This is a genomic window from Acinetobacter sp. MD2(2019), from assembly GCF_035615615.1.
Lineage (GTDB): Bacteria > Pseudomonadota > Gammaproteobacteria > Pseudomonadales > Moraxellaceae > Acinetobacter.
In genome coordinates this window covers 20036-40961 of the sequence record NZ_VTDU01000002.1, presented here as the reverse complement: position 1 = coordinate 40961, position 20926 = coordinate 20036, and the positions used below count along the sequence as shown (strand labels likewise).

Annotated in this window: 34 protein-coding genes and 1 pseudogene; 31 read left to right on the top strand and 4 right to left on the bottom strand. The window is 43.0% G+C overall.

The features are described from left to right. Positions 1–28 precede the first annotated feature (28 nt). From I2F62_RS01565 to I2F62_RS01415, 31 genes and pseudogenes are all read left to right on the top strand, one after another. Positions 29–757, top strand: coding sequence for a type 1 glutamine amidotransferase (locus I2F62_RS01565; RefSeq protein WP_324625267.1), 729 nt, complete (start codon positions 29–31; stop codon positions 755–757). A 328-nt stretch (positions 758–1085) separates the two neighbouring features. Further along, a complete protein-coding gene (gene rpsJ, locus I2F62_RS01560) occupies positions 1086–1397 on the top strand; it encodes a 30S ribosomal protein S10 (RefSeq protein ID WP_004725677.1) in 312 nt (103 codons plus the stop codon). A gap of 60 nt (positions 1398–1457) precedes the next feature. Next, positions 1458–2096, top strand: a complete 639-nt coding sequence (rplC, locus tag I2F62_RS01555) for a 50S ribosomal protein L3 (RefSeq protein ID WP_324625266.1) — start codon at positions 1458–1460, stop codon at positions 2094–2096. An 11-nt stretch (positions 2097–2107) separates the two neighbouring features. Further along, positions 2108–2710 carry a 50S ribosomal protein L4 gene (gene rplD, locus I2F62_RS01550; protein WP_324625265.1) on the top strand — a complete coding sequence of 201 codons (603 nt, stop codon included), beginning with the start codon at positions 2108–2110 and terminating at the stop codon, positions 2708–2710. Next, positions 2707–3027, top strand: coding sequence for a 50S ribosomal protein L23 (gene rplW / locus I2F62_RS01545; RefSeq protein ID WP_324625264.1), 321 nt, complete (start codon positions 2707–2709; stop codon positions 3025–3027). Before rplD ends, rplW begins: the two co-directional genes overlap by 4 nt. An 11-nt stretch (positions 3028–3038) precedes the next feature. Next, positions 3039–3863: a 50S ribosomal protein L2 gene (gene rplB, locus I2F62_RS01540; RefSeq protein WP_324625263.1), complete on the top strand. Its 825-nt coding sequence runs from the start codon at positions 3039–3041 to the stop codon at positions 3861–3863. 12 nt (positions 3864–3875) lie between these two features. Then, a complete protein-coding gene (gene rpsS, locus I2F62_RS01535) occupies positions 3876–4151 on the top strand; it encodes a 30S ribosomal protein S19 (RefSeq protein WP_004673001.1) in 276 nt (91 codons plus the stop codon). A gap of 11 nt (positions 4152–4162) precedes the next feature. Next, positions 4163–4492, top strand: a complete 330-nt coding sequence (rplV, locus tag I2F62_RS01530) for a 50S ribosomal protein L22 (protein WP_324625262.1) — start codon at positions 4163–4165, stop codon at positions 4490–4492. A 1-nt stretch (position 4493) separates the two neighbouring features. Next, positions 4494–5310, top strand: a pseudogene (gene rpsC / locus I2F62_RS01525) (30S ribosomal protein S3). After that, complete coding sequence (gene rplP / locus I2F62_RS01520; RefSeq protein WP_324625261.1) at positions 5250–5663, top strand: 50S ribosomal protein L16; 414 nt, start codon at positions 5250–5252, stop codon at positions 5661–5663. Before rpsC ends, rplP begins: the two are co-directional and overlap by 61 nt. Next, positions 5663–5860, top strand: a complete 198-nt coding sequence (rpmC, locus tag I2F62_RS01515) for a 50S ribosomal protein L29 (RefSeq protein WP_004754241.1) — start codon at positions 5663–5665, stop codon at positions 5858–5860. The genes rplP and rpmC overlap by 1 nt, the downstream gene beginning before the upstream one ends. Next, positions 5857–6114: a 30S ribosomal protein S17 gene (gene rpsQ, locus I2F62_RS01510; RefSeq protein WP_324625260.1), complete on the top strand. Its 258-nt coding sequence runs from the start codon at positions 5857–5859 to the stop codon at positions 6112–6114. The genes rpmC and rpsQ overlap by 4 nt, the downstream gene beginning before the upstream one ends. A gap of 91 nt (positions 6115–6205) precedes the next feature. Further along, entirely contained in the window at positions 6206–6574 is a 369-nt protein-coding gene (gene rplN / locus I2F62_RS01505) for a 50S ribosomal protein L14 (protein ID WP_004924120.1), read from the top strand. A gap of 9 nt (positions 6575–6583) precedes the next feature. Next, complete coding sequence (gene rplX, locus I2F62_RS01500; protein WP_324625259.1) at positions 6584–6901, top strand: 50S ribosomal protein L24; 318 nt, start codon at positions 6584–6586, stop codon at positions 6899–6901. Positions 6902–6917: 16 nt separating this feature from the next. Then, positions 6918–7454 carry a 50S ribosomal protein L5 gene (gene rplE, locus I2F62_RS01495; RefSeq protein WP_324625258.1) on the top strand — a complete coding sequence of 179 codons (537 nt, stop codon included), beginning with the start codon at positions 6918–6920 and terminating at the stop codon, positions 7452–7454. A gap of 9 nt (positions 7455–7463) precedes the next feature. Next, positions 7464–7769 (top strand): 30S ribosomal protein S14, encoded by a 306-nt coding sequence (gene rpsN / locus I2F62_RS01490; RefSeq protein WP_324625257.1) that lies wholly within the window; start codon positions 7464–7466, stop codon positions 7767–7769. Positions 7770–7781: 12 nt separating this feature from the next. Further along, positions 7782–8177: a 30S ribosomal protein S8 gene (gene rpsH / locus I2F62_RS01485; protein WP_324625256.1), complete on the top strand. Its 396-nt coding sequence runs from the start codon at positions 7782–7784 to the stop codon at positions 8175–8177. Positions 8178–8190: 13 nt separating this feature from the next. After that, the gene (gene rplF, locus I2F62_RS01480; protein WP_324625255.1) at positions 8191–8724 is read left to right on the top strand and encodes a 50S ribosomal protein L6; all 534 of its coding nucleotides are present in this window, start codon (positions 8191–8193) and stop codon (positions 8722–8724) included. A gap of 14 nt (positions 8725–8738) precedes the next feature. Beyond that, positions 8739–9089, top strand: coding sequence for a 50S ribosomal protein L18 (rplR, locus tag I2F62_RS01475; RefSeq protein ID WP_324625254.1), 351 nt, complete (start codon positions 8739–8741; stop codon positions 9087–9089). A gap of 2 nt (positions 9090–9091) precedes the next feature. Next, positions 9092–9589 carry a 30S ribosomal protein S5 gene (gene rpsE, locus I2F62_RS01470; protein WP_004650472.1) on the top strand — a complete coding sequence of 166 codons (498 nt, stop codon included), beginning with the start codon at positions 9092–9094 and terminating at the stop codon, positions 9587–9589. Positions 9590–9595: 6 nt separating this feature from the next. Further along, positions 9596–9772: a 50S ribosomal protein L30 gene (gene rpmD, locus I2F62_RS01465; protein WP_000849088.1), complete on the top strand. Its 177-nt coding sequence runs from the start codon at positions 9596–9598 to the stop codon at positions 9770–9772. A gap of 3 nt (positions 9773–9775) precedes the next feature. Beyond that, complete coding sequence (gene rplO / locus I2F62_RS01460) at positions 9776–10216, top strand: 50S ribosomal protein L15 (RefSeq protein ID WP_324625253.1); 441 nt, start codon at positions 9776–9778, stop codon at positions 10214–10216. Positions 10217–10260: 44 nt separating this feature from the next. After that, positions 10261–11580 carry a preprotein translocase subunit SecY gene (gene secY / locus I2F62_RS01455; RefSeq protein WP_324625420.1) on the top strand — a complete coding sequence of 440 codons (1320 nt, stop codon included), beginning with the start codon at positions 10261–10263 and terminating at the stop codon, positions 11578–11580. Between the two features lie 20 nt (positions 11581–11600). Further along, complete coding sequence (gene rpmJ / locus I2F62_RS01450) at positions 11601–11717, top strand: 50S ribosomal protein L36 (RefSeq protein WP_000867907.1); 117 nt, start codon at positions 11601–11603, stop codon at positions 11715–11717. 109 nt (positions 11718–11826) lie between these two features. Beyond that, positions 11827–12183 carry a 30S ribosomal protein S13 gene (gene rpsM / locus I2F62_RS01445; RefSeq protein WP_324625252.1) on the top strand — a complete coding sequence of 119 codons (357 nt, stop codon included), beginning with the start codon at positions 11827–11829 and terminating at the stop codon, positions 12181–12183. Between the two features lie 20 nt (positions 12184–12203). Then, the gene (rpsK, locus tag I2F62_RS01440; RefSeq protein WP_001040166.1) at positions 12204–12590 is read left to right on the top strand and encodes a 30S ribosomal protein S11; all 387 of its coding nucleotides are present in this window, start codon (positions 12204–12206) and stop codon (positions 12588–12590) included. A 12-nt stretch (positions 12591–12602) separates the two neighbouring features. After that, positions 12603–13226 (top strand): 30S ribosomal protein S4, encoded by a 624-nt coding sequence (gene rpsD / locus I2F62_RS01435; protein WP_324625251.1) that lies wholly within the window; start codon positions 12603–12605, stop codon positions 13224–13226. 18 nt (positions 13227–13244) lie between these two features. Continuing rightward, the gene (locus I2F62_RS01430; protein ID WP_324625250.1) at positions 13245–14252 is read left to right on the top strand and encodes a DNA-directed RNA polymerase subunit alpha; all 1008 of its coding nucleotides are present in this window, start codon (positions 13245–13247) and stop codon (positions 14250–14252) included. An 18-nt stretch (positions 14253–14270) separates the two neighbouring features. Beyond that, a complete protein-coding gene (gene rplQ / locus I2F62_RS01425; RefSeq protein WP_324625249.1) occupies positions 14271–14648 on the top strand; it encodes a 50S ribosomal protein L17 in 378 nt (125 codons plus the stop codon). A 139-nt stretch (positions 14649–14787) separates the two neighbouring features. Then, complete coding sequence (locus I2F62_RS01420; protein WP_324625248.1) at positions 14788–15063, top strand: succinate dehydrogenase assembly factor 2; 276 nt, start codon at positions 14788–14790, stop codon at positions 15061–15063. Continuing rightward, a complete protein-coding gene (locus I2F62_RS01415) occupies positions 15038–15457 on the top strand; it encodes a hypothetical protein (protein ID WP_324625247.1) in 420 nt (139 codons plus the stop codon). Before I2F62_RS01420 ends, I2F62_RS01415 begins: the two co-directional genes overlap by 26 nt. Before the next feature lie 8 nt (positions 15458–15465). Here I2F62_RS01415 and I2F62_RS01410 read toward each other — a convergent pair whose 3' ends face one another. From I2F62_RS01410 to rnr, 4 genes are all read right to left on the bottom strand, one after another. Then, positions 15466–15894, bottom strand: a complete 429-nt coding sequence (locus I2F62_RS01410) for a hypothetical protein (protein WP_324625246.1) — start codon at positions 15892–15894, stop codon at positions 15466–15468. A 21-nt stretch (positions 15895–15915) separates the two neighbouring features. Beyond that, positions 15916–16119 (bottom strand): YheV family putative zinc ribbon protein, encoded by a 204-nt coding sequence (locus tag I2F62_RS01405; RefSeq protein WP_324625245.1) that lies wholly within the window; start codon positions 16117–16119, stop codon positions 15916–15918. 47 nt (positions 16120–16166) lie between these two features. Next, a complete protein-coding gene (locus tag I2F62_RS01400) occupies positions 16167–18194 on the bottom strand; it encodes a M3 family metallopeptidase (RefSeq protein WP_324625244.1) in 2028 nt (675 codons plus the stop codon). Between the two features lie 159 nt (positions 18195–18353). After that, positions 18354–20768: a ribonuclease R gene (gene rnr, locus I2F62_RS01395; RefSeq protein WP_324625243.1), complete on the bottom strand. Its 2415-nt coding sequence runs from the start codon at positions 20766–20768 to the stop codon at positions 18354–18356. Positions 20769–20926 lie beyond the last annotated feature (158 nt).

Sequence of the window (20926 nt, the reverse complement as noted above, 5' to 3'; positions counted from 1 at the left end):
TATGCTGGCGAGAATAGGATAAAAATATATGCAGCCCCATTTACGTGTTCATTATTTTCAGCACATTGCAGGTGAGGGATTTGGGAGTTGTTATGAGTTTTTGAAACAACATCATGCAAAAATTACAGCAACAGAATTTTTTGCACTTCCTGCTGAAACTGCCTTAGAAATTGAAGCCTTACCTCAGATTGAGGATGTGGATTTATTGATTATTATGGGTGGCGCGATGAGTGTCAACGATGAAGCAAATTACCCATGGCTTAAAATAGAAAAACGCTGGTTGCGCCGTTACTTGGCGGCAGGCAAACCTGTGATTGGTTTATGTTTGGGTGGTCAACTTATTGCCAATGCATTGGGTGCAGCGGTAAGTCGGAACCGGCAAGAAGAGTTGGGTTGGTCAACGGTGTATCGCATTCCGAATGTTCCGGTAACTTGTTTTGAATTACCCGAGCAGTTTGATGTGTTGCAGTGGCATCGTGAAACATTTGATATTCCTAAAGGTGCGGTGCATTTGGCAGAAAACAACGTATGTCGGAATCAATTGTATCAAATTGGTCACAATGTTTTAGGCTTTCAATTTCATCCTGAGATTACGCCAGAAGTGCTTCAACTATTTATTGAGAACGATGAAGCACTGGCTTTATTTGATGGAGAGCATGTACATGCCATAGAGGACTTAAAGAAATCTGCATTGCAGCGCTTTATGCAAGGCAACGATATTTTAAACCGCGCTATACAATATGTGCTTAAGGCTTAAATGCTGTTTTAGGGTTGATCTTAAACTTTTATTTTTACTATCGCTGTTCATGTTTAGTTGGATTGGATCTTTTGTTGATTGGAGTCATGTTAATTGGTAATAAGGATACAAAAGACGAAAAGATATTTGCATAATCATTAAACAATGTTTATAATAAACGACCTCTCAATAAGAGAGTAATTACTTCTGAAAAATGTAAGTAATTAATCGTGACAGTCGTGGCATCGATCATGACCTTAGTGATTTTCACTACCCTTGACACTTGCTATTAAAAGAGTGAGATGCGTCATGGGTGATTCTTTATATATTTGGCTTGGAGTTAACTGGTATGTCTAACCAGAGAATTCGTATCCGTTTGAAGTCTTTTGATCATCGTTTAATTGATCAATCTTCTCAAGAAATCGTAGAAACCGCAAAACGTACTGGCGCACAAGTGTGTGGTCCAATCCCGATGCCAACTCGCATCGAACGTTTTAACGTTTTAACATCACCACACGTAAATAAAGATGCTCGTGACCAATACGAGATCCGTACTTACAAACGTTTGATCGATATCGTTCAACCTACAGATAAAACTGTTGATGCATTGATGAAATTAGATCTTGCAGCTGGTGTTGATGTTCAGATCGCATTGGGTTAAGGCTTTCGGTTAATTAACGCACTCACGTTAATTCGGCCGCTTTTTTAGAGGTTTATGCACATGGCTATTGGTTTAGTCGGTCGCAAGTGCGGTATGACACGTATCTTTACAGATGCTGGTGTTTCTGTACCTGTAACAGTGATTGAGGTTGATCCAAACCGCATCACTCAAATCAAAACGCTTGAAACTGATGGTTATCAAGCGATTCAAATCACTACTGGTGAACGTCGCGAATCTCGCGTGACTAACGCTCAGAAAGGTCACTTCGCGAAAGCGGGTGTTGCTGCTGGTCGTTTAGTACAAGAATTCCGTGCTACAGAAGCTGATCTTGAAGGTCGTGAAGTTGGTGGTACGCTTACCGTTGAATTGTTTACAGTAGGTCAAGTTGTTGACGTAACTGGTCAATCTAAAGGTAAAGGTTTCCAAGGTGGTGTTAAGCGTTGGAACTTCCGTACGCAAGATGCAACTCACGGTAACTCTGTATCTCACCGTGTTCTAGGTTCTACTGGTCAAAACCAGACTCCTGGTCGCGTGTTCAAAGGCAAAAAAATGGCTGGCCATTTAGGTGCTGAACGCGTAACTGTACAGGGTCTTGAAATCGTTTCTATCGACACTGAACGTTCGGTTCTTGTTGTTAAAGGTGCGATTCCTGGTGCAACAGGTGGCGACGTTATCGTTCGTCCTACTATCAAGGCTTGAGGGGAAATAGCATGAATTTAAATACTGTTTCTGGCTCTGCTGTTGAATTGTCTGAAGTTGCTTTCGGTCGTGAATTCAACGAAGCACTTGTACATCAAGTAGTTACAGCTTACTTAGCTGGCGGTCGTCAAGGTTCTAAAGCACAAAAATCACGTGGTGAAGTATCTGGCGGTGGTAAAAAGCCATTCCGTCAAAAAGGTACTGGCCGTGCGCGTGCTGGTTCTATTCGTAGCCCAATCTGGGTTGGCGGCGGTAAAACTTTTGCTGCTCGTCCACAAGACTGGTCTCAAAAAGTAAACCGTAAAATGTACCGTGGTGCAATGCAATGTATCTTAGCTGAACTTGTTCGCCAAGATCGTCTTGTATTGGTTGAAGAGTTTGCTGTTGCAGCTCCTAAAACTAAAGAATTGCTTGCTAAGCTTAACGGCTTAAATGCTGCTCGTGCATTGATCGTAACTGATGCTGTAGATGAGAACTTATATCTTGCAGCGCGTAACATTCCACATGTAGATGTGGTTGATGCTACTGCAATCGATCCAGTTAGCTTGATCGCGTTCGATAAAGTTGTTATGTCTGTAGCTGCTGCTAAGAAAATTGAGGTAGAACTCGGATGAACAACGAACGTATCTATCAAGTCCTACGTGGACCAGTATTCTCAGAAAAAGCACAAGTTTTAGGCGAAACTGCAAACGTTCAAGTGTTTAAAGTTGACATCAATGCAACTAAACTTGAAATCAAAAAAGCAGTTGAGCAGCTTTTTGGTGTAGATGTGTTAAAAGTAAACACAACTATTACAAAAGGTAAATCTAAGCGCTTTGGTAAAACATTAGGACGTCGTTCTGATGTTAAAAAAGCATACGTCACCCTGAAAGCTGGCCAAGATGTTGAAATGGCTGACTTGGGCGATACCGCTGAAAGCGCAGCGGAATAAGGACGAAGTTAATGCCTATTCAAAAATGTAAGCCAACGTCTCCAGGACGTCGCTTTGTTGAAAAAGTGGTTCATAGCCACCTTCACAAAGGTAAGCCTTTTGCAGCGTTGGTAGAAGCTAAAAAACGTACTGGTGGCCGTAATAATAACGGTCATATTACGACTCGTCACGTTGGTGGCGGTCACAAGCAGAACTACCGTATTGTTGACTTCAAACGCAACAAAGATGGCATTCCTGCTGTAGTTGAGCGTATCGAATACGATCCTAACCGTACTGCACACATCGCATTGTTGAAGTATGCTGACGGTGAACGTCGTTATATCATCGCACCTAAAGGCTTGCGTGCTGGCGATAAAGTACAATCTGGTAACGATGCTCCAATTCGTCCAGGTAACTGCTTGCCACTTCGCAACATGCCAATCGGTTCTACACTTCACAACCTTGAACTTAAAATCGGTAAAGGCGCGCAATTGGCTCGTTCTGCTGGTACTTCAGTTCAATTATTGGGTCGTGATGGTTCTTACGCGATTGTTCGTCTACGTTCAGGCGAAATGCGTAAAATCCATGTTGAATGCCGTGCTGTAATTGGTGAAGTTTCTAACCAAGAAAACAACCTTCGTTCATTGGGTAAAGCTGGTGCAGCGCGCTGGCGTGGTGTTCGTCCTACCGTTCGTGGTATGGCGATGAACCCAGTCGACCATCCACACGGTGGTGGTGAAGGGCGTAGCAAAGGTATTCAACCTGTAAGCCCATGGGGTCAAAAAGCGAAAGGGTACAAGACTCGTACCAATAAGCGTACGACTAAGATGATTATCCGCGATCGTCGCGTCAAGTAAGGAATCTAAATAATGCCTCGTTCATTAAAAAAAGGTCCGTTCGTCGACGCGCATTTGTTCGCTAAAGTTGAAGCTGCTATTGCTGCTAACAACCGTAAGCCGATCAAAACGTGGTCTCGTCGCTCGATGATCCTTCCAGATTTTGTTGGTTTAACAATTTCTGTTCACAATGGTCGTAACCATGTTCCAGTAATTATTTCTGAGCATATGGTTGGTCATAAACTCGGTGAATTCGCGCCAACTCGTACCTATCGTGGTCACGGTGTTGACAAGAAATCTAAACGTTAATAGGTGTCCTGATGGAAGTAACTGCTAAATTACGCGGTGCCGCTATCTCGGCACAAAAGGTACGTTTGGTTGCAGATCTTATCCGTGGCAAATCTGTTGCTCACGCGCTTAATATCTTGAACTTCAGCAATAAAAAAGCTGCGGCGATTGTTAAAAAAGCTTTAGAATCTGCGATTGCAAACGCTGAACATAACAACAGTTTAGATGTAGACGATCTTAAAGTTTCTACGATTTACGTTGATGAAGGTGTAAGCCTTAAACGTATTATGCCACGTGCTAAAGGCCGTGCAGATCGTATTACTAAGCGTACTTGTCACATCACCGTTAAGGTAGGGGTTTGATATGGGTCAGAAGGTTCATCCAATCGGTATCCGCCTAGGTGTTGTGAAACGTCATAACGCTAACTGGTATGCGAATCCGAAACAATACGCTGAATATTTGCTTAAAGATCTTCAAGTTCGTGAGTTTTTAACTAAAAAACTTAAAAACGCGATGATCAGCAATATTCTTATCGAACGTCCTACAGGCGCTGCTAAAGTAACCATTAGCACTGCTCGTCCTGGTATCGTTATCGGTAAAAAAGGCGAAGACATTGAGAAATTACAGCGCGAACTTACCACTATTATGGGTGTTCCTGCGCAAGTAAGCATCAACGAAATCGATCGTCCAGATTTAGACGCGCGTTTAGTTGCTGAAGCAATCGCTTCTCAATTAGAAAAGCGTGTAATGTTCCGTCGTGCTATGAAGCGTGCGGTTCAAAACACGATGCGTGCTGGCGCGAAAGGTATCAAAGTTGAAGTTTCAGGTCGTCTTGGTGGTGCAGAGATTGCGCGTACTGAGTGGTATCGTGAAGGTCGTGTACCTTTGCATACACTTCGTGCAGACATCGACTACGCGACTATGCGTGCAGAAACTACTTACGGTACGATTGGTGTTAAAGTTTGGATTTTCCGTGGTGAGATCTTGGGTGGCATGAAACAAGTCATGAACCCTGCTCCTGCTGAAGAACGTCCAGCTAAACGCGGTCGTGGTCGTGGTGAAGGTCAAGAGCGTCGTGGTCGTCGTTCAGACCGTGCTGCTGACAAGGGAGAATAATCCATGTTGCAACCTAAACGTACCAAATTCCGTAAAGTGCAAAAAGGCCGTAACACTGGTCTAGCACATCGTGGTAGTACAGTATCATTTGGTACAATCGCAATTAAAGCGACTGAACGTGGTCGTATGACTGCGCGTCAGATCGAAGCTGCGCGTCGTACCATTAGCCGTCGTATTAAACGTGGTGGTAAGATCTTTATCCGCGTATTCCCAGACAAACCAATTACTGAAAAACCATTAGAAGTTCGTATGGGTAAAGGTAAGGGTTCAGTGGAATACTGGGTTTGTCAAATCCAACCAGGTAAGATCCTGTACGAAATTGAAGGTGTTAGCGATGAGTTAGCGACAGAGGCATTCAAGCTTGCTGCTGCTAAACTTCCGTTTAAAACCACTATCGTGACTCGGACGGTAATGTAATGAAAACTAAAGATCTACGTGAAAAGTCGGTAGAAGAGTTGAAAGCTTTGCTTGATGAGCAACAGCTTAACCAATTCCGTCTTCGTATGGCAAAAGCAACTGGTCAATTGGGCAAATCGCACGAAGTGCAAGTTGCTCGTAAGGCAATTGCTCGTATCAAGACACTCCTAACCGAAAAACAGGGGAACGGGCAATGAGTGAAAAAACAGTCCGCACGTTAACCGGCAAAGTCGTAAGCGACAAAATGGACAAGTCTATTGTTGTGCTTATTGAACGCCGCGTTCAACACCCGTTGTATGGCAAATCAATCCGCCGTTCAACAAAATTACACGCTCATGATGAGAACAATACCGCTAAAGCTGGCGATATCGTAACCATCAAAGAAAGCCGCCCAATTTCTAAAACTAAAGCTTGGACTTTAGTGGAAGTAGTTGAAGCTGCTGCTGAGTAATTAGACGTATCTGTTGCATCATCGGTCAATTTCGGGTATTCTTTGTGCCTTTGAAATTGCGACCGGTGATGCTCGGTTTTGGAGTAGGGCAATGATTCAAACCGAAAGTATGCTAGACGTAGCAGACAATAGTGGTGCTCGCCGCGTACAATGTATCAAAGTACTAGGTGGTTCACATCGTCGTTATGCTTCTGTTGGCGACATTATTAAAGTTACTGTAAAAGAAGCAATTCCACGTGGCCGTGTTAAAAAGGGTGACGTGATGAATGCAGTTGTAGTACGTACAAAGTTTGGTATTCGTCGTCCAGACGGTTCTGTAATCCGTTTTGATGACAATGCTGCTGTATTGTTAAACAACAACAAAGCACCGATTGCAACTCGTATTTTTGGACCAGTGACTCGTGAACTTCGTACTGAACAGTTTATGAAGATTATTTCATTGGCTCCTGAAGTTCTATAAGAGGCAATCATGGCTAAGATTAAAAAAGGCGATACGGTTATCGTGATCGCAGGTAAAGAAAAAGGCAAACAAGGTGTTGTTTTGTCTGTTTCTGAAGACCGTGTTAAGGTTGAAGGCCTTAACTTAGTGAAGAAGCACCAGAAAGCAAACCGTGCAACGGGTGCTGAAGGCGCTATCGTTACTCAAGAAGCTTCGCTTCATATCTCAAACGTGGCAGTTTTTAATGCTACAACCCAAAAGGCTGACCGTGTTGGTTACCAAGTGATTGAAGGCGTGAAAACTCGCGTTTACAAATCAAATGGTGAATCAGTGGCGGTAGCGAAGTAATAGGTTGAAAAAGGCAATGGCCAGACTTAAAACACGTTACAACGACGAACTTAAGGCTCAATTAAAAGAAGTATTGGGCGTTGAGAATGTGATGGATATTCCTCGCATCACAAAAATCACGATCAACATGGGTGTTGGCGCAGCTGCTGCCGACAAAAAACTCCTTGATGGTGCTCTAGCTGATATGCAAGCAATTGCTGGTCAAAAACCAGTTCTTACGCTTGCTCGTAAATCAATCGCTGGTTTCAAAATCCGTGATGGTTGGCCGATCGGTTGTAAAGTTACTTTACGCGGCGAACGTATGTACGAATTCTTAGACCGTTTGATCTCAATCGCGATCCCTCGTATCCGTGACTTCCGTGGTTTCTCTCCGAAATCATTTGACGGTCGTGGTAACTACTCAGTGGGTCTAAAGGAACAAATCATGTTCCCTGAAATCGATTTTGATAAGATTGATCGTATTCGTGGTATGGATATTACCATCACTACGACTGCTCGCACCGATGACGAAGGCCGTGCGCTTATGCGTGCATTCGGCTTCCCGTTCAAATAAGAGGTCGATATGGCTAAGAAAAGTATGATTAATCGCGAATTGAAACGCGAAGCTACTGTTGCTAAATTTGCTGCAAAACGCGCTGAATTAAAAGCTGTTATTGCAAATGTAAATGCTAGCGACGAAGAGCGTTTCGATGCGATGATGAAGTTACAAGCGTTACCACGTAATGCATCTCCTGTACGTCTACGTAACCGTTGTGGTTTAACTGGTCGTCCGCATGGTTTCTTCCGTAAGTTCGGCTTAAGCCGTAACAAATTACGTGATACCGTAATGCAAGGTGATGTACCTGGCGTTGTTAAGGCAAGCTGGTAAGGAGCACTATAAATGAGTATGCAAGATACCGTTGCCGACATGTTAACTCGTGTTCGTAACGCACAAATGGCAAAAAAACAAACTGTTTCTATGCCAAACTCTAAGCTCAAAGTTGCTATTGCAAACGTATTAGAGCAAGAAGGTTATATCTCTGGTGTTGAAGTTTCTCAAGAAGAAGCTAAAGCAACTTTGACTTTAACTTTAAAATATTTCGAAGGCAAACCAGTTATCGAAACTGTGAAACGTGTAAGCCGTCCAGGTCTACGCCAATATCGCGGTAAAGATAAACTACCAAGCGTTAAGCAAGGTTTAGGTATTGCAATTGTTTCTACAAGCAAAGGCATCATGACTGATCGCGCTGCACGTGCTGCAGGCGTTGGTGGTGAAGTTATTGCTTTTGTTTCTTAATAGGTGATTCCTCATGTCTCGTGTGGCTAAAGCCCCAGTAACTGTACCCGCTGGTGTTACAGTTACTCAGAACGGCCGGCAGGTCGAAGTGAAAGGCAGCAAAGGTACTTTGTCTTTCAACCTGCATGCGCTGGTCGAGCTAAAACAGGAAGAAGGTAAACTTCAACTTGCTCCGGTTCAAGAGTCTAAAGACGCTTGGATGCAGGCAGGTACTGCTCGCGCTGTATTAAATAACCTTGTAAAAGGTGTAAACGAAGGCTTTGAACGTAAGTTACAACTTATCGGTGTTGGTTATAAAGCTGCGGTTAAAGGAAATGTGGTTAATTTAAACCTCGGTTTCTCGCATCCAATCGACTACACATTGCCTGAAGGTGTAACTGCTGAAACTCCAACTGCAACTGAAATTGTTTTGAAATCTGCAAACAAACAGATGTTGGGTCAAGTAGCTGCAAATATCCGTTCTTACCGTGCTCCTGAACCATATAAAGGTAAAGGTGTTCGTTATTCGGATGAAGTTGTTCTTCGTAAAGAAGCTAAGAAGAAATAAGGCGCGAGGTTCTTATGAACGAAAAGAAACAATCCCGTTTGCGTCGTGCGAAAAGCACACGCTTGCACATCCGTGCATTGGGTGCGACTCGTTTGTGTGTAAACCGCACGCCGCGTCACATCTATGCACAAGTTATCTCAGCAGATGGTGGCAAAGTATTAGCGCAAGCTTCTACTTTAGATGCCTCTTTACGTGCTGGCTCAACAGGTAACGTAGATGCAGCTACTAAAGTAGGTGCTTTAATCGCAGAACGCGCGAAAGCTGCAGGTGTAACGAAAGTTGCATTTGACCGTTCTGGTTTTAAATATCATGGTCGTATCAAAGCCTTGGCTGATGCTGCTCGTGAAAACGGCTTGGAGTTCTAATCATGGCTAAAGTTGAACAAAACGAAGGTCTTGTTGAAAAGCTGGTTGCCGTTGATCGTGTAGCCAAAGTTGTTAAGGGTGGTCGTATCTTCTCTTTCACAGCATTAACTGTTGTGGGTGATGGTAATGGTCGCGTAGGTTTTGGTCGTGGTAAAGCACGTGAAGTTCCAGCTGCTATTTCTAAAGCACTTGAAGCTGCTCGTCGCAACATGATCACTGTAGATTTGGCTGGTACAACTCTACAGCACCCTGTGAATGCTCGTCATGGCGCAAGCCGTGTGTACATGCAACCTGCTTCTGAAGGTACTGGCGTAATCGCTGGTGGCGCAATGCGTGCCGTTTTAGAAGCTGCAGGTGTACATAACGTACTTGCTAAATGTTATGGTTCTACAAATGCTGCTAACGTAGTAAACGCAACTTTTAAAGGTTTGCGTGATATGACTTCTCCTGAGAAAGTCGCTGCGAAACGTGGTCTTTCAGTAGCACAAATTCAAGGGTAATCAATCATGAAAACGATTAAAGTTACCCAGACTAAATCTTCTTCGCATCGTTTGAAAAATCACAAACTTTGCCTTCAAGGTTTAGGTCTGCGTCGCATCGGTCATACTGTAGAAGTGCAAGATACTCCTTCTAACCGTGGTATGATCAATAAAGTCTACTATATGGTTAGTGTAGAGGAATAAGCCATGACTCTGCGTTTAAATGAACTTGCGCCTGCAGAAGGTGCTAAACGTGAACATCGTCGTCTAGGCCGTGGTATCGGTTCGGGCGTTGGTAAGACTGGTGGCCGTGGTGTTAAAGGTCAAAATTCACGTAAAAGTGGCGGTACTCGTCCAGGTTTTGAAGGTGGTCAAACAGCGATTTATCGTCGTTTACCTAAATTCGGCTTCACTAGCCAAATCGCTTTGAAAACTGCTGAAGTACGTTTGTCTGAGTTGGCTAAAGTGGAAGGCGATATTATTAGCCTAGAAACTTTAAAAGCTGCAAACGTTGTACGTCGCGACCAAACTCGCGCACGCGTTGTGCTTTCTGGTGAAATTACTCGTGCATTCACTGTTCAAGGTGTTGCATTGACTAAAGGCGCTAAAGCTGCAATTGAAGCTGCTGGCGGTAAAGTCGAGGAGTAATACGAGTGTCTATGTCTCCTAGTTCTTCAGGTCATGTGAACATGATGAAAGGCCAACCATTTCATGTGAAATATCGTGAAATTATTCGTCGAATGATGTTTCTCATCGGCGCATTGTTGGTCTTTCGACTAGGATCGCATATTCCAGTACCAGGCATTAATAATGCTGCGCTTGAGCAATTGTTTAATGCAAACCAAGGTACAATCCTTGGTTTGTTTAACATGTTTTCAGGTGGTGCATTACAACGAATGTCAATTCTTGCCTTGGGGATTATGCCGTATATTTCTGCATCAATTATTGTGCAGTTGATGTCAACGGTAATTTCATCACTCGAAGCTTTGAAAAAAGAGGGTGAGCAAGGAAAGCGTAAAATTAATCAATATACCCGTCAGGGCACATTAATCTTGGCTCTTGTTCAAGCAACAGGTATGTGTGCAGGTTTAATTGGTCAAGGGATTACCCTCACCAATGGCTTAGCATTCTATATTCCTGCGGTGAGCTCATTGGTTGCAGGTACAATGTTCTTGATGTGGCTTGGTGAGCAAATTACCGAACGTGGTATTGGTAATGGTATCTCGATGATTATTTTTGCAGGGATTGTGGCAAATTTACCAAATATGGTGTTGCAATCAATTTCAGCAGTTGAAAATAGTCAAACAAGCGTTATTGGTTTAGCTGTTCTAGCGTTAATTTCATTAAGCGTATTGGCTGCGATTGTCTTTATTGAAAAGGCACAGCGTCGTATTGCAGTGAACTATGCGCAAAAACAGCAAGGTCGTCGTATCTTTACGGCTCAGCAAACCCATTTGCCATTGAAAATTAATATGGCAGGGGTGATCCCGGCAATTTTTGCCAGTTCTTTACTGCTGTTTCCAGCAAGTTTAGGACAGTGGGTCGGTGGTGCTGACAAAGATGCAGGCTTTTTGAAGCGTTCATTACAAGAATTGGCACTGGTATTGTCGCCTGGGCACACTTTGTATTTGGTGCTTTTCGGTGCGTTAATTATATTTTTCTGTTATTTTTATACCGCGCTTGTATTTAGCCCGAAAGAAGTAGCTGAGAATTTAAAACGCAGCGGAGCGTATGTGCCTGGTATTCGTCCAGGTGAGCAAACGGCTCGTTATTTAGATCATATTCTCAATCGTTTGACGTTTATTGGGGCAATTTATATTACCGTGATCTGCTTAATGCCAATGATCTTACAAAGTTCATTTAATATGACGGTAAACGTTGGTGGTACATCATTGTTAATTGTTGTTGTTGTAGTGATGGATTTTATGGCCCAATTACAGGCACATCTAACCTCACACCAATATGACAATCAAACGCTCATGAGAAAAACGACCGCTCATCCGAAGGGATAAGCGTACTTAGAGGTTTCATCATGAAAGTACAAGCTTCTGTAAAGAAAATTTGTGGTAGCTGTAAAGTTATCCGTCGTAATGGGGTGATTCGCGTAATTTGCAGCGCTGAACCTCGTCATAAGCAGCGTCAAGGTTAATTATTTAACCTAGACCTGTTGATTTCAGTAGGCAAATTAGGTTACTATCCGCCCCTCAAGATTTTTGTGGGGCGGTTGATTATCTCTGCTGCCTTTTTGGAGAAAGTGAATGGCTCGTATTGCCGGTGTAAACATTCCGGATAACAAGCATGCTGTTATCTCCCTTACGTATATTTTTGGTGTTGGTCGCCACACTGCTAAGAGCATCTTAGCTGCTGTTGGTATCGCCACTACTACTAAAGTACGTGAGTTGGACGATGCACAGCTTGATGCGATTCGTGCAGAAGTTGCTAAGGTTCCGACCGAAGGTGACTTACGCCGCGAAATTTCCATGAACATTAAACGTTTAATGGATTTAGGCTGCTACCGTGGTCTTCGTCATCGTCGTAGCTTGCCTGTCCGCGGTCAACGCACCAAAACTAACGCACGTACCCGTAAAGGTCCGCGCAAACCGATTAAAAAGTAAGATTTTCTGGAAGCTAAAAGATGGCTAAAGATACTCGCACACGCAAGAAGGTCACTCGTACCGTCTCTGAAGGTGTTGCACACATTCACGCGTCTTTTAATAACACCATTGTAACGATTACCGATCGTCAAGGTAATGCATTGGCTTGGGCCACCTCAGGTGGACAAGGCTTCCGTGGTTCACGTAAATCAACTCCGTTTGCTGCTCAGGTAGCTGCTGAAGTTGCTGGTAAAGCAGCTTTGGATTACGGTTTGAAAAACCTAGACGTCCTTGTAAAAGGTCCTGGTCCAGGTCGTGAGTCTGCGGTTCGTGCATTAGGCGCAGTGGGTTATAAGATCAACAGCATTACCGATGTGACACCAATTCCTCACAACGGTTGCCGTCCACCTAAAAAACGTCGCGTGTAAGGAGAAACATTCATGGCTCGTTATATTGGTCCAAAATGCAAACTCTCTCGCCGCGAAGGGACAGACCTGCAATTAAAATCTGGCGTTAAACCGTTTGACGTCAAAACTAAAAAGCATGCTAAAGCGCCTGGTCAACATGGCCAAGCTCGCGGTAAGCAATCTGAGTATTCACTACAATTACGTGAAAAACAAAAAGTACGTCGTATGTACGGTGTGTTAGAGCGTCAATTTAGTAACTACTATAAAGAAGCAGCTCGTGTTAAAGGCGCAACAGGTGAAAACTTGTTGAAATTGCTTGAAAGCCGTCTTGATAACGTTGTTTATCGTATGGGTTTCGGTTCTACACGTGCAGAAGCTCGTCAGCTAGTTTCTCACCGTTCTATTACTTTAAATGGTCGTCGTGTTAACATTGCGTCTATTCAAGTAAAAGCTGGTGATGTAATTGCTGTACATGAAGGTGCTAAAACACAATTACGTATTAAAAACGCAATTGAATTAGCAACTCAACGTGGCATTCCTTCTTGGATGGAAATTGACCATTCTAAGTTTGAAGGTACGTTTAAAGCTGCACCAGATCGTTCAGATCTACCTGCTGAAATCAACGAAAGCTTAATCGTAGAGTTGTATTCTAAATAATCCTTGAGGTAGCAATAAATGACGCGTACTGCAAACGAGTTTCTAACTCCGCAAGCGATCAAGGTCGAAGCGGTGAGCGGGACCTCGGCAAAAGTGATTCTTGAACCTTTAGAGCGTGGTTTTGGCCATACTCTTGGTAATGCTTTACGTCGCATTCTATTGTCTTCTTTACCTGGCGCTGCTGTGGTTGAAGTAGAGATAGAAGGCGTCGAGCACGAGTACAGTACTTTAGAAGGCTTGCAGCAGGACATCGTCGAGCTCTTGCTGAACCTAAAAGGATTGTCGATTAAGCTGTTCGATCAAAACGAAGCTTACCTTACATTGGAAAAACAAGGTCCGGGCGATGTAACTGCTGCTGACCTTCGTTTACCGCATAATGTAGAATTGGTAAACCCTGAACATTTGATTGGTACTTTAAGTACTTCAGGCTCATTAAAAATGCGCTTGAAAGTTTCTCAAGGCCGTGGTTATGAAACATCTGACTCGCGTTTCCCTGAAGGTGAAACACGTCCTGTAGGTCGCCTACAGTTAGATGCTTCTTATAGCCCGATCAAACGTGTGTCTTACACTGTAGAAAATGCACGTGTAGAACAACGTACTGACCTTGATAAGCTGGTCATTGATCTTGAAACTAACGGAACGGTTGATCCAGAAGAAGCAATCCGCAAAGCGGCAACAATCTTGCAACAACAAATTGCAATTTTTGTTGATCTTCAGAAAGATCAAGCGCCTGTAGCTCAAGAGCCACGTGAAGAAGTTGATCCAATTTTGCTTCGTCCAGTAGATGATCTCGAGCTTACTGTTCGTTCTGCTAACTGTTTGAAAGCAGAAAATATTTACTACATTGGTGATCTTGTTCAACGTACTGAAGTTGAGTTGTTAAAAACTCCTAACTTAGGTAAAAAATCGTTGACTGAGATTAAAGATGTTTTAGCTTCGAAAGGCTTGCAACTCGGCATGCGTTTAGAAAACTGGCCACCAGCTAGTTTACGCATGGACGATCGTTTCGCCTATCGTAGCCGTTAATTAAGTAGGACTATCACCATGCGTCATCGTAATAGTGGTGTGAAATTAGGCCGTACAAGCAGCCACCGTAAGGCGTTGTTTCAAAACTTAACTAATGCTTTAGTAGAGCACGAGTTAATTAAAACAACGGTTCCTAAGGCGAAAGAACTTCGTCGTGTTGCTGAGCCTTTAATCACTTTAGCTAAAAACGATACTGTAGCAAACCGTCGCTTAGCGTTTGCTCGTACTCGTTCAGCTGCAACTGTTGGTAAATTATTTACCGTTCTTGGCCCTCGTTACAAAGAACGTAACGGCGGTTATCTACGTGTTCTTAAAGCGGGCTTCCGTGCAGGTGATGCTGCACCGATGGCTTACGTTGAGCTAGTAGATCGTGAAGTTAACGCTTCTGCAGAATAATTAACAGTTATTCGAAAAAGGTCGGTTTTTTAACCGGCCTTTTTTTTATGGGAATTTTTTGTACTTGAACAATATTCGTGGTTTTTTGAATGAATCTTGCTAAACTAATCAAATGATTTTAAAAGGATAGGGCGGTATCATGCACGAAACTGAACAATTAACCCTAGAAGAACGCAAAGTTATTTACCGCGCACGTCGTGGCTTAAAAGAAATCGATGTTTATTTCGATCCTTATGTGAAAAAAAATTATTTACACGCCGATCAACATGAAAAAATGCTCTTTGCCGAATTGGTGGAGCAAGAAGATCCTGATCTATTAGATTGGTTCATGGATGTCGGTGAACCGCCACGCGAAGAACTCAAACAACTGATTCAAAAGCTGAAAGACAATGTCTATCAGTCAGCAGCCATTTAAATTAAAACCAAGCAAAATTGCTTGGTTTTTTCAACTGAGTTTCGCGTCCGGCTTAATCTATGCTGTGTTTCAGACTCTAAATATGTGTGCAGGGTTTATCTTTGCTGCGTTGCTCATTTTTTCATTATGGCTATCTTTTTATTTATATCCTAAATACACTTATTTTTGCTATTTGGGCGATCAAGTCTGGACATTAAAGTTACATAACAAACAAAAGCTTCACCAAGCACAGTTGCTGCAGGTGATTGGTCATCGCTTATATATTGTGTTGTATTGGGATAAAACATCTGGACTCAAACCGTGTGTGATTTGGTTTGATCAATTGCCGACAGCAGACTGGAAACGGCTGAAAGTGTTGGCACAATTGCATCGGCCCACACTTCGCTTAGATTAATATTATGCTTAAGGTTTAGATGCAATTTGTTGTTCAAGCAATTTGATTTGTTCTTGTTTAAGTTGAATTAACTTGTCTGCATCTTGTTGTTGCGCTTTAAGAATGCTTTCTTGGGCTTGCAACTGTTTTTGAATGTCGTTGAGTTTATCTATTTCTTCTTGTGCCAATGCTGGATTCTGCGGAATGGCCTGCGTTGTTAAATCCTGATTAACCAATGCATGGGATGTTTGTGCAACCGATGCTTCTTGGGTTGGTGCTGCAGTTTGCACTTCACTTGCTGTATGTGTGTTTGGTTGTGCTGAATTAATTTTATTTGGTGCTGATGCAGGTTCTTTCACAACGAGATATTGCCATGCAAAAAGACCCGCACACAGAATGGCGAGCGTAGTAATGACGATCCAAAGTAATAAACTACTGTGTTTGCGATTTTCTTGCATATAAAGCCAATTCTACTTAAATTAACGTGGACGGAATTGGATGACACCAATTTCATCGGGGGCTGTGCTTTGGGTGGCTGCAAGGTCAGCCTTAGTTGGTCGATTTTCATTATAACCGCACTCAACACATTCAATCCATTCATGCTCATGTTCGCTAAGCATGACCACGCGATCTAGCGCATCGCATTTTGGGCATTTGGCACCTGCGATAAAACGTCTTTTCATGTGGTCTGCTCCGATAATGAGATAAAGCCGCGTTAGTTTAAGGCTTTTTAAGCATTCGTCCAACCTTGATGACGCAATAAAGCATCAATTTTTGGTTCACGACCACGGAATTGCACAAAAGCATCCAATGCAGGATTTTTTCCACCGACGGCTAAAACAGCTTTTCGAAACTCTGCACCGGTTTGAGTGTTAAAAATCCCTTCTTGCTCAAAACGGTCGAAGGCATCACTGGCTAAAACTTCCGCCCATTTATATGAGTAGTAACCCGCAGCATAACCACCTGCAAAAATGTGACTAAAGCTATGTTGGAAACGATTGCTTGCTGTGGCTGGCATTACCGCATATTTGCTACGAATGGCGTCTAAGGTGTTTTGAATGCCTTTTGCATTTAGTGCTGGTGTTTGGCTGTGAATTTCTAAATCGAATAATGCAAATTCGACTTGGCGCAGCGTTTGCATGCCCGATTGGAAGAACCGTGCAGCCAATAGGGCATTGAGTAAATCTTGTGGTAACGCACTTTGGTTTTCGATGTGTGAGCTGAGTAAATCGAGGCTTTCTTTATCCCACGTCCAAAATTCCATAAATTGGCTCGGCAATTCAACCGCATCCCATGCCACGCCATGTGTGCCCGCCACAGAAATATTATCGACTTCGGTAAGCAAGTGATGTAAACCGTGACCAAATTCATGGAATAAGGTGAGTACTTCATCGTGCGTGAGCAGTGCCGCTTGTTTAGCCACAGGTGGGGTGAAATTACAGACTAAATAGCAAATCGGAAGTTGCAATCCATTTTCGGTTTGCATGCGTGAACGGAAGCCGCTCATCCATGCACCACCACGTTTACCTGTGCGGGCATATAAATCGAGATAAAAGCCGCCTAATACCTTACCTTGTTCGACAATTTCAAAATAACGGACATCCTCTTGCCACACCGGTGCTTGACGTTCAATGATGTCAATACCGTATAAGCGCTGTGCAATTTGAAATAAGCCGTCTACAATTTTGGGTGCAGGGAAGTACGCTTTCAGCGTTTCTTCAGATAAATTAAATTGTTGCTGTTTCAATTTTTCTGAATAGTAGCTGCTGTCCCACGGTTTTAAATCATCAACACCATCGGCTTGCGCAATCGCTTTAAGTTCAGCAAGTTCTTGCTTTGCAGGTGTGCGCGCATGTTCAGCTAAATCGACCAAAAATTGATGTACCGTTGCTACATCGGGTGCCATTTTGCTTGCCAATGAATATTCAGCAAAATTGGCAAAGCCAAGCAAGGTTGCCATTTCTTGACGTAAGCTTAGAATTTCTTCCATCAACGGCGTATTGTCGTATTCTGAATGGGCGGATTGATCTGAAGCGCGGGTGGTATAGGCGGTATAAATTTCTTCACGTAGTGGGCGATGTGTTGCATAGGTCATAATCGCCAAATATGAAGGAAAATCTAGCGTTGCAACAGGTTGATCTAATTCACGTTGTTGACCATATTGCTTGAGCAGTTCTATGCTGCTTTGTGGCAAGCCTGCAAGTTCTTCATCGCTTAAGGGTTTAAAATAGGCTTGTGTGGCATCTAATACATGATTCGAAAATTCAGACGACAGTTGCGATAAACGCGCTGAAATTTCAGCATAACGTTTTTTCGCGGCACCTTCTAAAGCCACACCCGACAATTTAAAGTCACGTAAAGCCAGAGAAATTGCACTTTGCTGTGCCTCACTTAGGCTTGAAAATTCAGCACTGTCGTGAACGTGTTGGTAGGTTTGATACAACGCAGTGTGTTGCCCCAATTGGGTGTAATACTCGCTTAATGCCGGCAATAACGATTGATAAAGCTCGCGTGTTTGTGGATTACTCATCACTGAATTTAGATGCGATAAAATTCCCCATGCTTCACTCATATTGTTTTCGAGCGTATCCATTTGGGTCAGAATAAGTAGTTGTTGCTGAAAGTCGCTAGGGGCTTGGGTGAGTGTGGCTAAAAATTCTTGACCTTGAGCTATGCTGGTTTCAATGTCTTGTTTGAGTTGTTCAAGTTCAATGTGGTCAAATTGCGGAACAGGAAGTGTTGCAGCGCTTAAAGTCATCGTATTGCCATTAATTTTAAAACTTAAAATTAATGTGCGTCTTATACGACAATAAATCAAGTCTAAAATATCATTGTTATTGATTTTAAAAGAAAAAGATTGTGTTATATTTTTTAGCATAAAAAAAGAGAGCCGAAGCTCTCTGGTTTGGATAAAAGATTAATCACCCTTTGCTTTCGCATTAGATTTTTTCTTTTTCACTTTGGTTTTTTTCTTAGGCTTGTCGGCTTTGTCACTTGCTTTTGCTGAAGCCTTTTTATTGGGCTTTTTCGCATAAGAGCTCGATTTGCCTTTGCGCTTGTCTTTTTTCGGTGCTGCTTTTTCATCAACTGGTTGAGCCGTCTGCGCTGCAATCACTTCTTCAACAGCTTGTGCCTTATTGACACGCGGTGCACGACTGCGCACCGGACGACCTGCATGCGTGACTTGGCTCAGCAATTCAAAATCGATTTTACGTTCAGCTAAATTCACGCCCGCAACTTTAATTTTCAGTTCATCACCTAAACCAAAAATTTGCCCACGGTTTTGACCAACTAAGGTTTGGCTTGCAATGTCGTAAACAAAATAGTCATCGCCCAATTGGCTAATATGAATCATGCCATCAATATAAAAATCTTTGAGCGTCACAAACAAACCAAACTCTGCAACGGCACTAATTTGGCCAATAAATTCTTCGCCTAAATGCTGTTGCATGTAGTGGCATTTTAACCACGAGGTCACGCTACGTGATGCTTCATCGGCACGGCGTTCGGTTTTAGAGAACTGCTCACCTGCGTCATCGAGTGCTGCACCCGACAACGGCGATTTTTTCTGTTCTAAATGCGCTTTGATGGCACGATGCAACAATAAGTCAGGATAACGACGAATTGGCGAGGTGAAGTGCGTATACGCTTCATAAGCCAAACCATAGTGACCGGCATTTTTGGCACCATAATAGGCTTGCATCATCGAGCGTAATAAAACGGCATGGATGGTTGGCGCATCGACACGGTCTTTGGTGGCATCAATGACTTTTTGATAATCGGCTTGGGTCGGTTGATCAGGGAAGGGGAGTCCCAATAACTTGACAAAATCTTTAACTTTTTGAATACGTGAAAACTCTGGTGCTTCATGCACACGGTACAACATTGGAATATCATTTTTCAGTGCATATTCTGCCGCTGCCACGTTGGCAAGTAACATACATTCTTCAATCAGTTTGTGTGCGTCATTGCGTGTACGCGGTAAAATTTCTTGAATGCCGCCTAACTCGTCAAATGTCATGTAGGTTTCGACAGTTTCAAATTCCATCGCATGGCGTTTGGCGCGTAGATCTTTTAAGACTTGATACAATTGGAACAAGGTGTTAATCGACTTACGAATATCACGATCTTCAGGAATCGCTTGCGAATTACCTTCCAAATAGTCGCCAACTTGGGTGTAGGTTAAGCGGGCTTTGGAATGCATGACTGAAGGATAAAACTCAAATCCTGTAACACGTCCTGCACGAGAGAGCGTTAAATCGCAGACCATACATAAACGGTCAACATGCGGATTTAACGAACATAGTCCGTTTGATAGCGCTTCAGGCAGCATTGGCAATACAAAATGCGGAAAATAAACCGAAGTGCCACGTTCTTGTGCTTCATTATCTAGCGGTTTTTCTAAACGTACATAATGGCTGACATCTGCAATTGCAACCACAACACGGTAACCACCACCGGGACGTTTTTCGGCATACACTGCATCGTCAAAATCACGTGCATCTTCACCATCGATGGTGACTAATGGTAAATCACGCAGGTCGATGCGCCCTTTACGGTCTTTAGCTGACGGTTCTTTAAAGCTTTCCGCTTCTTTAACAACCTCATCTGGAAACTCATACGGCAAACCAAATTCTAAAATGGTCTGTGGGATGATGATTTCGGTGTCGGCTTTGTCTGCCATCGACTGTACAATATGCCCTGTGGCAAATTCTTCACGCGTTGGATAAGTGTCGATGCTGATGCGGAACATTTCGCCTACATTGGCTTTGGCATGTGCAATCAGTTCTTTTTCAAGCGTAATCGGTTGGTGCTGATTGGGCGTGGCAGGTTGAATAAAGTATTCACCTTCATGTTCAGCCACTTGACCAATCAATTGTTTCACACGGTGCTGTACCACTTCGGTAATTACGCCCCATTGTTTACCTTTGCGGTCTACAGAGGTTTGGCGCACTTTCACGCGGTCGCCATTAAAGACTAAGCGTAACTCACGTTCAGGCAGCAAAACGTCATTTTGCCCATCAATATGCGCTGAACCAAAGCCTTTATTATTAATATAAACCGTTGCATCAAAAGTCGGTTGGTCGGCAATGAGCTTAAATTTGAAATTATCTTTACCCAATTGTCCATCGCGCACCATTGCGCTTAAACGATGGCTTAGGGCATCAATACTTTTTTGATCTTGTAAATTAAAATGGTCAACCAATTCGGCATGCGATTGTGGTTGTTGTAGTTGTTCAAGTGTACTGGTAATGAGTGTACGGCTTGGAATCGGGTTGTCATAACGTTCAGCTTCAGCATTCGCTTCAGGATCGACCCAGTTTTTCATCATATCGATTGGCTTCTTATCAGCAGATAGAGTTAAGCATAAGTCATGCAGACAAAGACTGCACGAGAATCATTGCAAGATTGTGTATGATTTTCAGTCTATATAGACATCAAGAGAGAATTCAAGTCTCTATTTTAGCAATAGTTCAGCACAAAATAGCG

Coding starts and splice junctions, on each gene's coding strand:
- I2F62_RS01565 (WP_324625267.1), top strand. CDS start 29: ATGCAGCCCCATTTACGTGTTCATTATTTTCAGCACATTGCAGGTGAG.
- rpsJ (WP_004725677.1), top strand. CDS start 1,086: ATGTCTAACCAGAGAATTCGTATCCGTTTGAAGTCTTTTGATCATCGT.
- rplC (WP_324625266.1), top strand. CDS start 1,458: ATGGCTATTGGTTTAGTCGGTCGCAAGTGCGGTATGACACGTATCTTT.
- rplD (WP_324625265.1), top strand. CDS start 2,108: ATGAATTTAAATACTGTTTCTGGCTCTGCTGTTGAATTGTCTGAAGTT.
- rplW (WP_324625264.1), top strand. CDS start 2,707: ATGAACAACGAACGTATCTATCAAGTCCTACGTGGACCAGTATTCTCA.
- rplB (WP_324625263.1), top strand. CDS start 3,039: ATGCCTATTCAAAAATGTAAGCCAACGTCTCCAGGACGTCGCTTTGTT.
- rpsS (WP_004673001.1), top strand. CDS start 3,876: ATGCCTCGTTCATTAAAAAAAGGTCCGTTCGTCGACGCGCATTTGTTC.
- rplV (WP_324625262.1), top strand. CDS start 4,163: ATGGAAGTAACTGCTAAATTACGCGGTGCCGCTATCTCGGCACAAAAG.
- rplP (WP_324625261.1), top strand. CDS start 5,250: ATGTTGCAACCTAAACGTACCAAATTCCGTAAAGTGCAAAAAGGCCGT.
- rpmC (WP_004754241.1), top strand. CDS start 5,663: ATGAAAACTAAAGATCTACGTGAAAAGTCGGTAGAAGAGTTGAAAGCT.
- rpsQ (WP_324625260.1), top strand. CDS start 5,857: ATGAGTGAAAAAACAGTCCGCACGTTAACCGGCAAAGTCGTAAGCGAC.
- rplN (WP_004924120.1), top strand. CDS start 6,206: ATGATTCAAACCGAAAGTATGCTAGACGTAGCAGACAATAGTGGTGCT.
- rplX (WP_324625259.1), top strand. CDS start 6,584: ATGGCTAAGATTAAAAAAGGCGATACGGTTATCGTGATCGCAGGTAAA.
- rplE (WP_324625258.1), top strand. CDS start 6,918: ATGGCCAGACTTAAAACACGTTACAACGACGAACTTAAGGCTCAATTA.
- rpsN (WP_324625257.1), top strand. CDS start 7,464: ATGGCTAAGAAAAGTATGATTAATCGCGAATTGAAACGCGAAGCTACT.
- rpsH (WP_324625256.1), top strand. CDS start 7,782: ATGAGTATGCAAGATACCGTTGCCGACATGTTAACTCGTGTTCGTAAC.
- rplF (WP_324625255.1), top strand. CDS start 8,191: ATGTCTCGTGTGGCTAAAGCCCCAGTAACTGTACCCGCTGGTGTTACA.
- rplR (WP_324625254.1), top strand. CDS start 8,739: ATGAACGAAAAGAAACAATCCCGTTTGCGTCGTGCGAAAAGCACACGC.
- rpsE (WP_004650472.1), top strand. CDS start 9,092: ATGGCTAAAGTTGAACAAAACGAAGGTCTTGTTGAAAAGCTGGTTGCC.
- rpmD (WP_000849088.1), top strand. CDS start 9,596: ATGAAAACGATTAAAGTTACCCAGACTAAATCTTCTTCGCATCGTTTG.
- rplO (WP_324625253.1), top strand. CDS start 9,776: ATGACTCTGCGTTTAAATGAACTTGCGCCTGCAGAAGGTGCTAAACGT.
- secY (WP_324625420.1), top strand. CDS start 10,261: ATGAAAGGCCAACCATTTCATGTGAAATATCGTGAAATTATTCGTCGA.
- rpmJ (WP_000867907.1), top strand. CDS start 11,601: ATGAAAGTACAAGCTTCTGTAAAGAAAATTTGTGGTAGCTGTAAAGTT.
- rpsM (WP_324625252.1), top strand. CDS start 11,827: ATGGCTCGTATTGCCGGTGTAAACATTCCGGATAACAAGCATGCTGTT.
- rpsK (WP_001040166.1), top strand. CDS start 12,204: ATGGCTAAAGATACTCGCACACGCAAGAAGGTCACTCGTACCGTCTCT.
- rpsD (WP_324625251.1), top strand. CDS start 12,603: ATGGCTCGTTATATTGGTCCAAAATGCAAACTCTCTCGCCGCGAAGGG.
- I2F62_RS01430 (WP_324625250.1), top strand. CDS start 13,245: ATGACGCGTACTGCAAACGAGTTTCTAACTCCGCAAGCGATCAAGGTC.
- rplQ (WP_324625249.1), top strand. CDS start 14,271: ATGCGTCATCGTAATAGTGGTGTGAAATTAGGCCGTACAAGCAGCCAC.
- I2F62_RS01420 (WP_324625248.1), top strand. CDS start 14,788: ATGCACGAAACTGAACAATTAACCCTAGAAGAACGCAAAGTTATTTAC.
- I2F62_RS01415 (WP_324625247.1), top strand. CDS start 15,038: ATGTCTATCAGTCAGCAGCCATTTAAATTAAAACCAAGCAAAATTGCT.
- I2F62_RS01410 (WP_324625246.1), bottom strand. CDS start 15,894: ATGCAAGAAAATCGCAAACACAGTAGTTTATTACTTTGGATCGTCATT.
- I2F62_RS01405 (WP_324625245.1), bottom strand. CDS start 16,119: ATGAAAAGACGTTTTATCGCAGGTGCCAAATGCCCAAAATGCGATGCG.
- I2F62_RS01400 (WP_324625244.1), bottom strand. CDS start 18,194: ATGACTTTAAGCGCTGCAACACTTCCTGTTCCGCAATTTGACCACATT.
- rnr (WP_324625243.1), bottom strand. CDS start 20,768: ATGATGAAAAACTGGGTCGATCCTGAAGCGAATGCTGAAGCTGAACGT.